Here is a 14,550-nt window from a genome sequence, read left to right on the forward strand (position 1 = left end):
GATGGAGATCAACCTCAGCGACTTCCATTTCCTCCGCCCCCTATGGCTGCTGCTCGCACTGTTCGGTGCCGTGCTGCCGCTGCTCTGGCGGCGTGGTCGCGACCTGCAACGACGGCTGCGCGGCAATATCGCCGAGCACTTGTTGCCGCATCTGCTGGTGACTCCGCAGGACCATCAGCGCCTGCGCCCGGTGCACCTGCTGTGCGCACTGTTGATCCTCGGCGCCGTCGCCGCCGCCGGACCGACCTGGGAACAGGATCGACCGGACTTCCTTGAAAATCGTGCGCCGCTGATTGTCGCCGTGGATCTGTCGCCATCGATGGACGCCAGCGATGTGCAGCCGAGCCGACTGGAAGCGGCGAAACACAAACTGCACGATCTGATACAGCGCCGCGCCGGCGCCCGTACCGCACTGATCGCTTACGCCGGCAGCGCCCATCTGGTGTTGCCGCCGACCGATGATCCGGCGCTGCTCGACACCTTCATTCAAGCCTTGGGCAGCGGATTGATCGACAAACCGGGCAAAGACGTCGGCGCGGTGATCGATCAGGCGAAACGCTTGCTCAATGCCGAAAAAACACCCGGCAGCCTGCTGCTGATCACTGACGGCGCTGACACCGCAGAACTCGACGGCCTCGACAAGCGTGTGGGCGACAGTCCATTGCAAGTGCTGGTATTGGCCGTTGGCAGTGAGGACGGCGGCATCATCCATGATGCCAACGGCCAGCCGCGCACCGATGCCAACGAGCGCCCGGCACTGGGCCGTTTCGATCCGGCAGCAATCAAGCAACTGGCCTCCGCCCTCGATGCGCCACTGGGCAGCCTGAGCGTCAATGACGATGATCTGGACTGGATCGAGTTGCACGCGCAGCAGCATTTTCAGAGTGCCAGCGCCGAGCAGCGCGAATTGCACTGGAAAGACGCCGGTTACTGGCTGTGCTGGCCGTTGTTGCTGTTGGCGCTGTGCAATGTGCGCAAGGGCTGGAGCGTCAACTGGATGCCCGCGCTGGCACTGGCGATTGGCTTGAGCTGGCCAGCAGCACCGGCGCAGGCCAACGCCCTGACCGATGCGTTTTTCACCCGCGACCAGCAAGGTCGCTGGGCGTTCGAACATGAGCATTTGCCGCAGGCTGCCGCGCTGTTTGTCGACCCGTACTGGAAAGGTGTCGCGGCGTATCACGCGGCCGACTACGACTTGGCGCTGGCGACCTTCGCGCGACTCGACACACCGCAGGCGTATTTCTATCTGGGCAATATTTACGTGCGCCGCTTCAAGTTCGATGAGGCCATCGCCGCGTATACCCAGGCCTTGAAGCTGCAACCGCAGTTCCCCGAAGCCACGGCCAATCTGGCGCTGGCGCAAGCGCTGCTCAAGGACACCGAAAGCGCCGAGAAAAACGCCCCGGAGACCAAGCCCGATGAGGTGAAATTCGACAAGGCGCCGGGTAAGGGTCAGAGCAAAAAGGTCGAGACCGAGCAGGCTGCGTCCGATGCTTTGTGGCTGCAGAACCTGACCACCTCGCCGGCGAAGTTTCTCAAGCAGAAGTTCAGCTTGCAGGATCAGCAGGGAGCCAGGCCATGAAGCGCCTAACCCCTACTACCGCCATCGCTGGCAAGCCAGCTCCCACAGGGAACTCCGGTGTTATCACCGATTTTGTGAACACCATAAAACCCTGTGGGAGCTGGCTTGCCAGCGATGGGGCCAGATTGATCATCGCAAGAATCAGCTTCTGGTTCCTGGCCAGTCTGCTCAGCCTCAATGCTTTCGCCGCCGAACCCCAACTCAAAGTCCAGGCCCACCTGCAACCCGCCGAAGGCGCCATGGTTGGCGGTCTGGTCGAGCTGCAAATCGACGTCCTCACCGACACTTGGTTCACCAGCGCCGCCACCCTGCCCGACCTGAAGCTCGATGGCGCCCTGGTCATGCCGCCGGACGGTCAGGCGCAGCATCTCAATCAAACCATCGACGGTCAGGCCTTCAGCGGTTTGCGCTACAGCTACCTGATTACCCCGAACGTCGCGCGCAGCTTCGACATTCCGGCGCTGACCGTGCGCGCCACACCCGGTCAGGCCACGACAGAAATCAGTGCGCAGAGCCAACCGGTGCAGTTCAGCGCGGCCCAGCCGCCCGGCTTCAAACCCGGGGAAACACCGCTGGTGGCCAACGGTTTGCGTTTCACTCAGAGCATCACCCACTCGGCGACGCCGTTGAAAGTCGGCGACAGCATCACCCGCCAACTGACCCTGCAAGCGGACGGCGCACTGGCCATGGCCCTGCCGATTCCAATGCTCGGTGATGTTCCCGGTCTGAGCCGCTATGCGAAAACCCCGCAAGTCACCGCTCTGGACGACGGTCGCGGTGACATCCTCGGCGGTCAGCGCATCGACAGCGTCAGCTACCGCATCGACAAGGCCGGCTCGCACACGTTGCCGGCCATCGAGGTGAAATGGTGGGACGCCGGCACTCGCCAATCGCGCACCGCGCAAGTGCCGGCGGTGACGTTCGAAGCAGCAGCCGGCACGCCTTACAAAGCGGTCTTTTCGATCAGCGAAGACCTCAAGCAACTCGGCCAGAATCGCCTGCACTTCTCTACACGCTGGCTGTGGTGGCTGACCCTGATCGTGGCGGTCGTCGGTGCCGCTTATCTGTTGCGTCCAGCGTTTAACCGCGCCCGGCAACAGTGGCAAGTACGCCGCCAGGCGCAACAACGGGCATGGCAGCAATCCCCTGACTTCGCCTGGCAGCAAGTCAACGCACAACTGCAAGCGCGACCTGCGCAATTGAGCGCGCTGTACCTGTGGCTGCGCCGCAGTCGGCTGGGGCTGAAACTGGTCGACGCGGGCCCGCGCCTGCAAGGGCTGTTACGCGGGCTTTATGGTCGTCAGCCAAGCACCGAGCAAACACTCGTTCAACTGCGCGAATCATTGACTACGCTTCACAGTCAGGCCGAACAGCAGCAGGCAAAACCGGCCTCGGCCCTGCGCCCGCTCAACCCCGTTCACGAGAAGGATTTCCCATGACGACTGCGCTACGGCAACGCCAACGTTTCGGACTCGCCCTGTTGTTTGGCCTCGCCCTGCCATTGCTGGCTCAGGCCAGCGAGCCGCTGCCGTCGTGGAATGACGGCCCGGCGAAGAAGAACATTATCGAATTCGTGCAGGCGGTGACCGACCAGACCAGCAAGGACTTCGTCAAACCGGGCGACCGCATCGCCGTGTTCGACAACGACGGTACGTTATGGAGCGAACAACCGGCCTATTTCGAATTGCTGTTTGCCTTCGATGAGGTCAAGCGCAACGCCGCGCAGCATCCGGAGTGGAAGACTACCCAGCCGTTCAAAGCCGTGCTGGAAAACGATCACAAGGCGCTGGCCGCTTCCGGCATGGAGGGCCTGCTGAAGATCGTCGGGGCGACCCACACCGGCATGACCACCGAAGCCTTCGATGACTACGCCAAAACCTGGCTCAGTCAGGCGCGCCATCCAAAAACCGGCAAGCCGTACACCGAGATGATCTTCCAGCCGATGCTGGAAATGCTCGACTACCTGCGCAAACAGGACTTCAAGACCTACATCGTCTCCGGCGGCGACACCGGGTTCATGCGCGCCTTCGCCGAGAAGGTCTACGGCATCCCGCCGGAACAGGTGATCGGCACCACCTTCATCACGTCATTTCAGTACAAGGACGGCAAGGCCTCGATCGTGCGCACAGCGAAACTGGCGCACAACGACGACGGCCCCGGCAAACCGGAAAGCATCGACGCGGTGATCGGCAAACGGCCGATCCTCGCCTTCGGCAACTCCGACGGCGACCTGCAGATGCTGCAGTGGACGGCCGCCGGTTCCGGTAAACGCTTCATGGGCCTGGTGCACCACACCGACGCCAAGCGCGAATGGGCCTATGACCGTCAATCCGATATCGGCCGGCTCGACAAAGCCCTCGATGAAGCGAATTCCCGTGGCTGGACCGTGGTTGACATGGCGTCGGAGTGGCGCCGGATCTACCCGTTCGAGCCTGCGGTCACCGGGCAGGTGCAATAAGAAAGCGTGATGCAGGACTGCAATAAACGTTAGTCGCAATAAACGACCCCCGCGAAAAGGAGCTAGTCATATGACTCGCATACGCAAGTGGCTACCGAAACTCGCCCTGGTGGCGACTTCGGTCATGGCGCTGTCGGCAACTGCCACAGCGGCTGAGAAACCCAACATTCTCGTAATCTTCGGCGATGACATCGGCCAGACCAACATCAGCGCCTACTCGATGGGGGTGGTGGGCTACAAGACCCCGAACATCGACCGCATCGCCAAAGAAGGCATGATGTTCACCGACTACTATGCGGAGAACAGCTGCACCGCCGGTCGATCCTCGTTCATCACAGGGCAGACACCGCTGCGTACTGGCTTGTCGAAAGTCGGCCTTCCCGGTGCCACGGTCGGCCTGCAAAAGCGCGACATTACCATCGCCCAGGCGCTGAAATCGCAGGGTTACGCCACCGGCCAGTTCGGCAAGAACCACCTCGGTGACCGCGACGAATACTTGCCGACCAACCACGGTTTCGACGAGTTTTTCGGCAACCTGTATCACCTCAACGCAGAGGAAGAGCCAGAGCGTCCCAACTGGCCCAAGGACAATCAGGAGTTCACCAAGGCCTTCACTCCGCGCGGTGTGATTCACAGCTTCGCTGATGGCAAGATCGAAGACACCGGCGCCTTGACGACCAAGCGCATGGAAACCATCGACGACGAAACCACGGCGGCTGCACAAGCGTTCATTGAGAAACAGGCCAAGGCGGACAAACCGTTCTTCGTCTGGATGAACACCACGCGCATGCACTTGTTCACCCACGTGCGTGAATCGATGCGCGGCCAAAGCGGCATGGCCGGCAATGAGTATGCGGACGGCATGATTGAACATGACGGTGACGTCGGCAAACTGTTGAAAACCCTCGATGACCTGAAAATCACCGACAACACCATCGTCGTCTATACCACCGACAACGGCCCGAACCAGTTCTCCTGGCCGGACGCGGCTACGACGCCGTTCCGTAACGAGAAGAACTCCAACTGGGAAGGCGCGTATCGGGTTCCGGCAATCGTCCGTTGGCCGGGCAAGATCAAGGCAGGCGAGGTCTCCAACGAGATGTTCTCCGGCCTGGACTGGTTCCCGACCCTGCTGGCCGCTGCTGGCGACACGGGCGTCAAAGACAAGCTGCTCAAGGGCTGGTCACCGGTTTCCGGCGGCACCAGCTTCAAGGTGCATCTGGACGGTTATAACCAGTTGCCCTACCTCACCGGCCAACAACCCAAGGGCGAGCGTAAAGAGTTCTACTACTTCAACGATGACGGCGTGCTGGTTTCCATGCGCTACGACAACCTGAAGGCAGTGTTCTGCGAACAGCGAGCGCCGGGTGGGTTCAAGGTCTGGAGCGAACCTTTCGTGTGCCTGCGTGTACCGAAGATCTTCAACCTGCGCATGGACCCTTACGAACGTGCGGACATCGTTTCCGATCAATACTATGACTGGGCGACGAAAAACGTCTTCCTGACCGAAGTGGCCGTGATGAAGGCAGCCGAGTTCCTGCAGACCTTCATCGAATATCCACCAAGTCAGCGCCCTGCAAGCTTCAGCATTGACCAGATCCGGCAGGCAGTTGATGCCAAGATCGCCGAGAAGCAGAAAGCTGCACAGTAACACCGCTCGACTGCCGCTCGCCGTCACCGGCGGGCGGCCCTTTTTTTGACTTGGGACTGTGTCGGCTGCTTCGCGAGCAGGCTCGCTCCCACAGGGGATTTGTGGTGGCCACAGGTCCAGTGTGGGAGCCTGCTCGCGAAGGGGCCGGCACCGTCACAATCACTTTTGAATTAAGGCCTCCGCATGTCCTCACGTATCGCCAGCAAGCCGTCGGCCATACCCGCCTCGCATACCGCCGCTCCCGCGCTGCTGTTCCCCGCCCTGCTGCTGTGCATCTCCGGCGCGGCGGCGCTGGTCTATCAGGTGCTGTGGATCAAGCAACTGTCGCTGGTGGTCGGCGTCGAGGTGTATGCGATCACCACCGGTATCAGTGCGTTTTTTGCAGGCTTGGCTATCGGTGGCTGGCTGTTCGGGCGCTGGGCCGATCGCTTGCAGCAGCCGGTGTTGCTGTATGCCGGGCTGGAAGTGCTGGTGGCGATTCTCGGCGTCGGCGCGACCGTGGCCATGAGCCTGGCGGCCAGTCCGTTTGCCTGGCTGCAAGAGCATGTCGGCCTGATCGCGTGGATATTGCCGTTCGCATTGGTCGGCCTGCCGGCGGTGTTGATGGGCGGCACCCTGCCGGTGCTGGTGCGTTCGCTCGCCGCCGATCCGGGCAAGGCCGGCGGTCAGTTGTATGCGGCGAATACCTTGGGGGCGATTGTCGGCACCCTGCTCGCCGCGTTCGTGTTGATCGCCAGCCTCGGTGTGCGTGGTAGCGCGTTGTTCGCGGCGATGCTCAATCTGCTGGCAGCCATCGGTGCGTTATGGCTGGCCCGGCAGCATCCGGCGCCCCTGACCACCACCGTCAAACACCACGCGGAAAAAGCCCCGAATAGAACCGCGCTGTGGCTGTACTCCATCGCCGGTGGCGTGGCGCTCGGTTATGAAGTGGTCTGGTCGCAATCGATCGTGCAGTTCATGAGCACTCGCACCTACGCGTTTGCCGTGGTGCTGGCGACCTATCTGACCGGGCTGTTTATCGGCAGCGCCCTGCTCGCCCGGCGGGTCGAACGGATCCGTGATCCGTGGGGCGTGTTCGGTTTGCTGATTGCCGGCGCCGGGCTGGTCGCGCTGCTGGAAATCGCCGTGCTCGGGCGCTGGCTGGTGATCGCGCAAAGTCAGGCGGAAATGTGGTTGTTGAGCCTGGGTGCCAGTGAGCTGGCCGGCATGAGTGCACGCTTCGCGGTGGCAGCGTTGAGCATTGTCTTTGTACCGACGCTGCTGCTTGGCGCGGCGTTTCCGCTGGCACTGCGTTTGAGTGTCGGCCATGAACGCGTAGGTCGGGATGTGGGTGCCGTGGTCGCTTTCAATACCCTCGGCGGAATCGTCGGGGTGATGCTCTGCGGCTTCCTGTTGATCCCGCTGCTGGGGCTGGTGCGGACCTTGGGCCTGCTGGCGATTATCGCCGCCGGCATCGGCTACTTTGCTGTGCGCAAAGGTCATCACGTGAAGAAAGGCCGGCGTCAGGCCGTGGTCGCCCTCGGTCTGGTCTCGGTTGCGTTTGCCGTGTTTACCCCGGTCGACAAACTCGCCAGCCTGTTACCCGGTGCGCGCAATGGCACTCTGTCGTTCTACGAAGAAGGCCGCGGTGGCACCGTTGCCGTGGTTGCTCAAGGTCGCGGCGATAACACCTTCCATCGCTTGTATATTCAAGGCGTGTCGAACACTGGTGACGCCATGCCTTCACTGCGCTACATGCGCGTGCAAGCCTTGCTGCCGCTGTTGATTCACAACGGTGAGCCACGCTCGACACTGGTGATCGGTTTCGGCACCGGCATCACCGCTGGCGCCCTGCTGCGCTACCCGGGGCTGGAACATCGGGTGGTTGCCGAGTTGCTGCCGTCAGTGGTCAAAGCCGCGCCGTTGTTCAAGGGCAACTTCAACGCCGCCAGCGATCCCGGCGTCGATGTGCGTCTGCGCGACGGGCGCCAGGAACTGCTACGCAGCGCACAAACCTACGACCTGATCACCCTCGAACCGCCACCGCCCTCTGCGGCCGGTGTGGTCAATCTGTATTCGCGGGATTTCTATCAGTTGGCGGCGAGTCGCCTGGAGGACAAAGGCATCGTCGCGCAGTGGCTGCCGTTGCCGACGCAGAACATCGACGACTCGCGTTCGCTGGTGCGCAGCTTCCTTGATGTGTTCCCGTATGCCTCGCTCTGGACCAGCGAATTCCACGAGATGCTGCTGGTCGGTTCGCTGCAGCCGATGGAAATGGACGTCGCAAAAATTACCGCGCGTTTCCAGCAGGACAGCGTGCGTAGCACCTTGCAGGATGTCGGTATCGGCTCGGCTGCTGCCCTGCTCTCGACCTGGGTCACCGATCGCGCCGGGCTTGAACGCTTTGCCGCCGATGCACCTGCGGTGACCGACGATCAACCGCGCATCGAGTACGCGCCGTGGGTGCGCAGCAAAGAAATCACGCGCGTGTTGCCGGCACTGTTGGACCTGTATCAGGCGCCGCCACTGGTGAATGCCGATGCCGGATTCAATGAACGCATGGAAAGCCATCGCCAGCGCTTGATGCAGTTCTATCGCGCCAGCCTGCATGCCTATGACGGCGACCGCGATGCCTGGGCACGGGATATCGGCGAGGTGATGCGCGGCGATGGCGGCAACCCGTATTTCCGCTGGTTCGTCGGCAAATGAATGGAGGCTGAGGACTTTTCGACGCGAAACAGGTAGGGTGCGCACAATCAAAGTGCCACCACTGGACCGCGTCGAAGGTTTTCATGGAGTTGTACACGCAATGAGTTGCTGGACCGTCCTTGGCCTTACCGCCGACGCCGATACGCGCAGTATCAAACGCCAATACGCCGCCCTGCTCAAACAGACCCGCCCGGACGAAGACGCCGAGGGCTTTCAGCGCCTGCGTGACGCCTATGAACAAGCCCTGAATTACAAGGAATGGGCGCAGGTCCACGAAGACAACGAAGCGCCGGACGACAGCTGGGATTTGACCGGCCTGACCGTGGTCGAAGTCGATGCCTTGCAACAGGCGACGCGCTCGCTGCACGGCACCAGCCTTGCGCAGTTGCAACAGCGCCATGCCCTCGCCGTTGAACAGGGTTGTGCGCATATTCTCGAAGAAACCCTGCTGCAGCATTGCATCGAGCACCCTGACACGTCGGCGCCGATGGTCGATTGGGCGGTGCAGACCTATCACTGGTTCAGTGCCTGGCAACGGCTGGAACTGGATGAAGAGTCGATCGAACTGTTGCTCGATCAGCAGCGTGATCGCATGACTCGACCGCTGCGTGATGCCCTCGAACGCGAAGACGGCGAAGCCTTTTTGCAGGCCTACGCACAGTGCGCGCAATACCTTTGGCTCGACGCTGAAGTGCACCGGCAGTGGTTCAACCTGTACCTGAGTCGATTGCTGCTGGACAGCGAATACTGGTCCTCCGCTATTTTCGAACAGGTGTGCGTTGGCCAGGGCTGGCACTCCGGCCCGGCCAACCTTTGCCCGAAAGATGAATGGAAGCGGCTGACCGCTCGCTACGAGGCACCGCGGTTTATCGCGCAGCAACGTCAACTCGCCGAAGAGCCGCCCGCCACCGCCGAACACCGCGCCGCCCGCCTGTTGCTCGACAGCGCCCCGTTCAGCCAGCGGCGCGCACTGGCCCGGCGCCTGCGTGAGAAAGATTGGGAGCATTGCCGACATTTGAGTTCGGCGCTGTACGCCAATCATCCGAAGGTCTGCGCAGCGTTGCCCGGTGGCACCGCGTTCTTCTGGCGCGACTGGGAACTGAAACGCGGTGAATGGCCGACCTACGTAGGCGTGGTGCTGGCCTGTCTGATCGGTGCGTTTAGCCATTTCATCCCGCTGGGGCTGCGCGTCACCGGACTGTTCAATATTTTCATGGTGTCGATCGTGGTGTTTGGCGTAATTGCCGCCGGCCTCAATTGGCTGGCCCACGATCTGGCGCACCGTTATTGGCTGCTGGATGACTGGCTCAGCGCGCGGCTGTGTCCGGGGATCGTGGCGCCATTCGGGGTACTTCGCGACCTGATTCCCTGTGCGCTGATGGTCGCCGGACTCACTTGGCTATTCGGTCCTGTCGGCGGGGTGGTCTATGCAACGACGCTGGCGGTGGTCGGCCTGGTCCGGCGGCGTCAGATCGAACCGCACGTGTCCTGGGAACAACGCAATCCACTGCTGAAGATTTGCCTGGCGGTACTCGGCGTTGTCGCCCTGGTGATCTTACTCGGCGTGCTCAATGTGATCGCCAGCAAAGACACGGTGACCCGCAATCAGGGACTGCAACCCTGGGCCGAGCGTTTGTGCAGTCGTCTGCCCGCCACGGCGACTGGCTGCGGTGCACCCGCTACCCGTGAGCAATGGTATGGCGCGGAGGCAAAACCATGAGTTCGAGAATGATGTTTGTCAGTGGTCTACTGATCGCACTGCTGGTGATGGGGTTGTCGGGGGCAACCACGCCGTTCCTGCAACTCGACCTGTGGCTGGACAATCGCGACGCGCCCGTCACTGCTCAGGCCAACGCGCTAAGCCCGATCATCACCTGCGTCAACCGTGTCGACGTGCATTGGCAGGTGGCCTACGAGCAATACAAACACCCGAAACCGCCAAAGGATTATTCCGCCGCCAATTGGGTGCCCGAGCCACGAGACTTCGAAGACAGCGATGCGCGCATCGTGCAGGACATCCAGAAGGGTGTCTGTCTTTCCAACATGAACCTGAAGCTCGATCTTCTGGGCTATCAGCCGGGACTCTCGCAACGCGCCCGTGACTATGCGAAAGCGCTGCAGGGCGTGGCAACAGTATCGATGCCCTCACGATTCGATAGAAGTGCCAGCTTCGTTTCCGTGTTCCCGAATCCGTCAGGGGGCTACCGGGAGCGGTACCTGAGCGCCATCGCTGATTACCTCCAAACGTCGGCGGCCTTGAGAAAAGACCTTGTTGCGCTGGATATGGCCCAGCGCAGCGAACAACTGAAACGGCTGGATGCGCGCATGGGCAAGGAGATCCACTGGTCGCTGCTGGCCTACATGATTCAGGCCCGAAATACGCTGGAGCAGTTGGAAGACGGGATGAAGCACCAAACGCTGACACCGCAAACCGTGGCGGACACCACCGCCAGCCTGCAACAGGCATGGTCTCGCCGCGAGCCTTTCATGCGCACCGGCGAGCGCGGATTCCGCACCAAGGATGATGACGCAAAGGAACTGTGGGAATACATCAGCGAGCCCGCGCAGCATTACCTCGACGCACTGAACACCCTGCACAAGGACTGGCAAAACCACGCCGAACCGCAACGTTTGAGCGACGACTACTACGCCGTCACCCGTGGTTACGACGCCTTGCTCAGCCACTACAACCGCCGGGCACGCGCCAACTTCTGAGGAGTTGCACCGGCCGGACCGTCCTCGTGGACAATCCGGCCGGGCGCACTTATTTGACAGCCTTGAGCTTCAGATACGACTGACGCATGTCCGCGGCCCAGCCATCGATCACCGGTTTGACGTCATTCGCCGTCATCGCCTGCGAGTCATTTTCCAACGGCTTGCCGGTGCCTTTGCGCACCACTTGCGCGACGACCTTGTTATTCGCGCCATCGAGGAACACCGCTTCGGTGGCCAGGGTAGTTTCCTGATCGCGAATACCGCTGGCGGTGCTGACCGCAGCGGCGACCAGAGCAATCGGAATCACCTCATAGGCGTGCAGGCCTTCAGTCTTGCTGCTCACGGCGGTGATCGCCGCACGCACCACAATCACGCCCGGGCCTGGGCCGGTGGCCAACGGCAGGTCTTTGCCGATCTCACGCTTGAGCGCCTGATCGTAGTAGGAAGTGATGCCATTGAGGGTCTGCTGGGAGATCTTCGCGGTCGGTTGCGGTTTCGGGTACAGCTGGGTCGGCTCGATATACACACTGGTGAATTTCTTGATGTCGACCTTCGGATCGATCCAGCGCATGACCTCGGCACCGGACGGCGATTTGGCCTCCTTGAGCTGGCTGTAGTCTTTGAGGAAGCCGGAGTACTCTTTCGGGTCGACGGTTTTGCTGGAACAACCCACCACTGCGAGAGTGGCAAAACACAGAGTGCCCATCATCACTGCTAGCTTCATGCTGTAACTCCTGTCAGAAGGCCAAAAACTTTGCCTGGGGGAGTTACAGGTATAGCTAAAACCTCAGTAATTGCGATTGCAATGCACAAAACTCACACAAACCTGCGCGACGGATCACAAGGGTCATTTGACAGACGCCGATGATCCGGCAAAGCTGCATCGAGCTTGAACGCACGCCAGACGGCAAATGCACCTGGACTACGGAAGTCGCAATGCCCAAGCATAAAAATAAAACCGCACAACCTGACCCTGATTCGCCTCGATCTGCAATTTCCAAATACGTGTTCCCGATCACCATCGGTGTGCTGCTCGCCGCCGTCGCGGGCATCGGCTGGTTTCTGTTCAGCCCTGCTCCGGCGCCGTTGAAACCCGCGCCGATCAGCGCCCCCGTCGCCCCGGCTGCCAAGCCACAACCAGTTGTGGCGAGCAAACCGGCGACGATGGTCGATGAACAACAATGCCAGGGCTGCCACAGCGAACAGGTCAAAGACTGGCAAGGCTCGCATCACCAATTGGCGATGCAGCCGGCGAACGCTGAAACCCTGCTCGGCGACTTCAACAACGTCACCTTCAAAGGCGAAAACGAGACCACGCGTTTCTCGCGCAATGGCGATGAATTCTGGGTCAATACGCCCGGCATCGACGGCAAGAACGCCGACTTCAAAGTCGCCTACACCTTCGGCATCGCGCCGCTGCAGCAATACCTGATCGAAGTCGGTGAAGGTCGTTTGCAGGCGCTCGGCGTGGCCTGGGATACCGAGAAAAACCGCTGGTTTCACCTCTATCCCGGCCAAGGCGTCAACTTCAAGAATCCGCTGCACTGGAGCAAGCCGAGCCAGAATGCCAACTTCATGTGCGTCGAGTGCCACACCACCGGTTTCAAGCGCAATTTTGATGCGGCCAGCAACACCTTCAACAGTCAGTGGAACAGCCTCGGTGTCGGTTGCCAGGCTTGCCACGGCCCGGCCTCGAATCACCTGGAGTGGACGCAGAAAAAAACCGACCTGATTCATCAGGGGTTTGACGTCGACCTCAAGGACAAGAACGCCACCGTCGAGATCGAAACCTGCGCCCGCTGCCATGCACGTCGAGCGCCGTTGGGCGATGGCTACACCGTCGGCAAGCGGCTGATGGACGACTACCTGCCGAGCACCCTCACCCGCGAACTGTATGCGCTGGACGGCAAGATCAAGGATGAGGTGTTCGAACATGGCTCGTTCCTGCAAAGCAAAATGTTCGATAAGGGTGTGCGTTGCAGCAACTGCCACAACCCGCACAGCAACGAGCTGAAGGCACCGGGCAACGCGGTGTGCCTGCAATGCCATAACACCGCTGGCAAGACTTCAATCGAAGGTGTCGACGGCAAAGGCCTGCAAGCGAAGAACTACGATTCCATCGAGCATACGCGCCACACCATGGGCCAGCCCGGTTCGCAGTGCGTCGATTGTCACATGCCCGGCAAGTTCTACATGGGCAATGACTTCAGGCATGACCACAGCTTCAGCATTCCCAACCCGGAACGGGCGCAGAAGCTCGGCACCCCGGACGCCTGCCTGACCTGCCATCAAGGCAAGGCTGGCGACAAGGTCACCGCGCAGTTCAAGTTGTGGAGCGCCTCTACCGCGCCGCTGGCACCGCGTTATGACGAAAGCCTGTGGTTGATCCGCAACGGCCAGCCGGGCGCCGCGGATGCGCTATATGAGCAGTTGCAGCGCAGCAATTTGCCAGCGATTCAACGGGCGACGTTGCTCGCTGAATTGCCGCTGTACCCGAGCGAACAGGCACTGAAACTGGCCACCCAGGACTTGAAGAATCCGGCGCCGCAAGTACGTGAAAGCGCTGCGCGAGCGATCAGTGCATTCCTGCCGCCACCGGAGCGTGCGCCATTGTTGTCGCCGCTTCTGGGTGATCCAGTGAAAGCCGTGCGCATTGTGGCTGCGCGGGATCTGTTGAGTGTTGCGCGCAACAATGGTCTTGGTGCTGCGCAAGCCAATTGGGAGGCTGCGATTGCCGAGTACGAAGCGGTGCAGAAAAGCCTGCTGGAACGTGCCGAGGCCAATCTGAATCTGGCGATGCTGTATCAGGCCAATGGCCGTGGTTCGGAAGTTGAAGGTCTGCTGCGCTCGGCACTCAAACGCGATCCGGATTTCTACCCGGCACTGGTGACGCTGGTGCAATGGCTGGAAGCCAATGGTCGTGGCCAGGAGGCGCAGACGCTGTTGGATGACAGCCTCAAGCAGCATCCGGACGCCGCACTGTTGCAGCACACCCGTGGCTTGTCGCTGATCCGCGCCGGCAAGACCACCGAAGCCATGTCACCACTGAAAAAAGCTGCGCAACTGGAGCCGCAGAACGCTCAGTACGGTTATGTGCTGGCGGTGGCGCTGCATGAAAGCGGCAAGGTCGATGAGGCGTGCGCGGTGCTGGAAGGTTTGCTCAAGGTACAACCGGCGAACCGCAACGCGCGGTTGTCGCTGATTCAATGGTATCTCGACAGCGGGCAGGAGCCGAAGGCGCAGGTGCTGTTGCAGGGGTGGAAGAAGATGAATATGGGGGATCCGGCGCTTAAGTGATTGGCTGGAGATTGGCTTCCCTCACCCTAGCCCTCTCCCTGAGGGAGAGGGGACCGACCGGGGGAGATTCAAGAATTCCGCCGACTTGAGCGATTGGCTTTGAATCCATAATCGACTCGGTCAGTCCCCCTCCCTCTGGGAAAGGGGACCGAATGGGGG

Annotated in this window: 9 protein-coding genes; 8 read left to right on the forward strand and 1 reads right to left on the reverse strand. The window is 61.1% G+C overall.

The window, feature by feature from the left end:
- The first annotated feature begins 1 nt into the window (after window position 1).
- The 7 genes from AC3IUF_RS16210 to AC3IUF_RS16240 all read left to right on the forward strand — a co-directional run bounded on the left by AC3IUF_RS16210 (window position 2) and on the right by AC3IUF_RS16240 (window position 11,094).
- Window positions 2-1,582: a VWA domain-containing protein gene (locus AC3IUF_RS16210; protein ID WP_489278601.1), complete on the forward strand. Its 1,581-nt coding sequence runs from the start codon at window positions 2-4 to the stop codon at window positions 1,580-1,582.
- Window positions 1,579-3,021: a BatD family protein gene (locus tag AC3IUF_RS16215; protein WP_489278603.1), complete on the forward strand. Its 1,443-nt coding sequence runs from the start codon at window positions 1,579-1,581 to the stop codon at window positions 3,019-3,021. Before AC3IUF_RS16210 ends, AC3IUF_RS16215 begins: the two co-directional genes overlap by 4 nt.
- The gene (locus AC3IUF_RS16220; protein WP_273915467.1) at window positions 3,018-4,040 is read left to right on the forward strand and encodes an HAD family hydrolase; all 1,023 of its coding nucleotides are present in this window, start codon (window positions 3,018-3,020) and stop codon (window positions 4,038-4,040) included. Before AC3IUF_RS16215 ends, AC3IUF_RS16220 begins: the two co-directional genes overlap by 4 nt.
- Before the next feature lie 70 nt (window positions 4,041-4,110).
- On the forward strand, window positions 4,111-5,691 hold the full coding sequence (locus AC3IUF_RS16225) for an arylsulfatase (RefSeq protein WP_007914401.1): 1,581 nt from the start codon (window positions 4,111-4,113) through the stop codon (window positions 5,689-5,691).
- Between the two features lie 183 nt (window positions 5,692-5,874).
- Window positions 5,875-8,379, forward strand: coding sequence for a fused MFS/spermidine synthase (locus AC3IUF_RS16230; RefSeq protein WP_489278605.1), 2,505 nt, complete (start codon window positions 5,875-5,877; stop codon window positions 8,377-8,379).
- A 100-nt stretch (window positions 8,380-8,479) separates the two neighbouring features.
- On the forward strand, window positions 8,480-10,099 hold the full coding sequence (locus tag AC3IUF_RS16235) for a J domain-containing protein (RefSeq protein WP_489278606.1): 1,620 nt from the start codon (window positions 8,480-8,482) through the stop codon (window positions 10,097-10,099).
- Window positions 10,096-11,094 (forward strand): DUF3829 domain-containing protein, encoded by a 999-nt coding sequence (locus tag AC3IUF_RS16240; protein WP_489278607.1) that lies wholly within the window; start codon window positions 10,096-10,098, stop codon window positions 11,092-11,094. Before AC3IUF_RS16235 ends, AC3IUF_RS16240 begins: the two co-directional genes overlap by 4 nt.
- A 49-nt stretch (window positions 11,095-11,143) precedes the next feature.
- On the opposite strand, the gene AC3IUF_RS16245 is transcribed toward AC3IUF_RS16240, so the two are convergent.
- Window positions 11,144-11,818, reverse strand: coding sequence for a DUF3313 domain-containing protein (locus AC3IUF_RS16245; RefSeq protein ID WP_414916072.1), 675 nt, complete (start codon window positions 11,816-11,818; stop codon window positions 11,144-11,146).
- Window positions 11,819-12,030: 212 nt separating this feature from the next.
- On the opposite strand from AC3IUF_RS16245, the gene AC3IUF_RS16250 reads away from it, so the two are divergent.
- Window positions 12,031-14,391, forward strand: coding sequence for a tetratricopeptide repeat protein (locus AC3IUF_RS16250; RefSeq protein ID WP_489278608.1), 2,361 nt, complete (start codon window positions 12,031-12,033; stop codon window positions 14,389-14,391).
- Window positions 14,392-14,550: the final 159 nt, after the last annotated feature.

Source organism: Pseudomonas sp. KH_040 (assembly GCF_057839305.1).

Excerpts from the sequence above, each read along its gene's own strand:
- AC3IUF_RS16210 (WP_489278601.1), top strand. The coding sequence starts at position 2 with ATGGAGATCAACCTCAGCGACTTCCATTTCCTCCGCCCCCTATGGCTG.
- AC3IUF_RS16215 (WP_489278603.1), top strand. The coding sequence starts at position 1,579 with ATGAAGCGCCTAACCCCTACTACCGCCATCGCTGGCAAGCCAGCTCCC.
- AC3IUF_RS16220 (WP_273915467.1), top strand. The coding sequence starts at position 3,018 with ATGACGACTGCGCTACGGCAACGCCAACGTTTCGGACTCGCCCTGTTG.
- AC3IUF_RS16225 (WP_007914401.1), top strand. The coding sequence starts at position 4,111 with ATGACTCGCATACGCAAGTGGCTACCGAAACTCGCCCTGGTGGCGACT.
- AC3IUF_RS16230 (WP_489278605.1), top strand. The coding sequence starts at position 5,875 with ATGTCCTCACGTATCGCCAGCAAGCCGTCGGCCATACCCGCCTCGCAT.
- AC3IUF_RS16235 (WP_489278606.1), top strand. The coding sequence starts at position 8,480 with ATGAGTTGCTGGACCGTCCTTGGCCTTACCGCCGACGCCGATACGCGC.
- AC3IUF_RS16240 (WP_489278607.1), top strand. The coding sequence starts at position 10,096 with ATGAGTTCGAGAATGATGTTTGTCAGTGGTCTACTGATCGCACTGCTG.
- AC3IUF_RS16245 (WP_414916072.1), bottom strand. The coding sequence starts at position 11,818 with ATGAAGCTAGCAGTGATGATGGGCACTCTGTGTTTTGCCACTCTCGCA.
- AC3IUF_RS16250 (WP_489278608.1), top strand. The coding sequence starts at position 12,031 with ATGCCCAAGCATAAAAATAAAACCGCACAACCTGACCCTGATTCGCCT.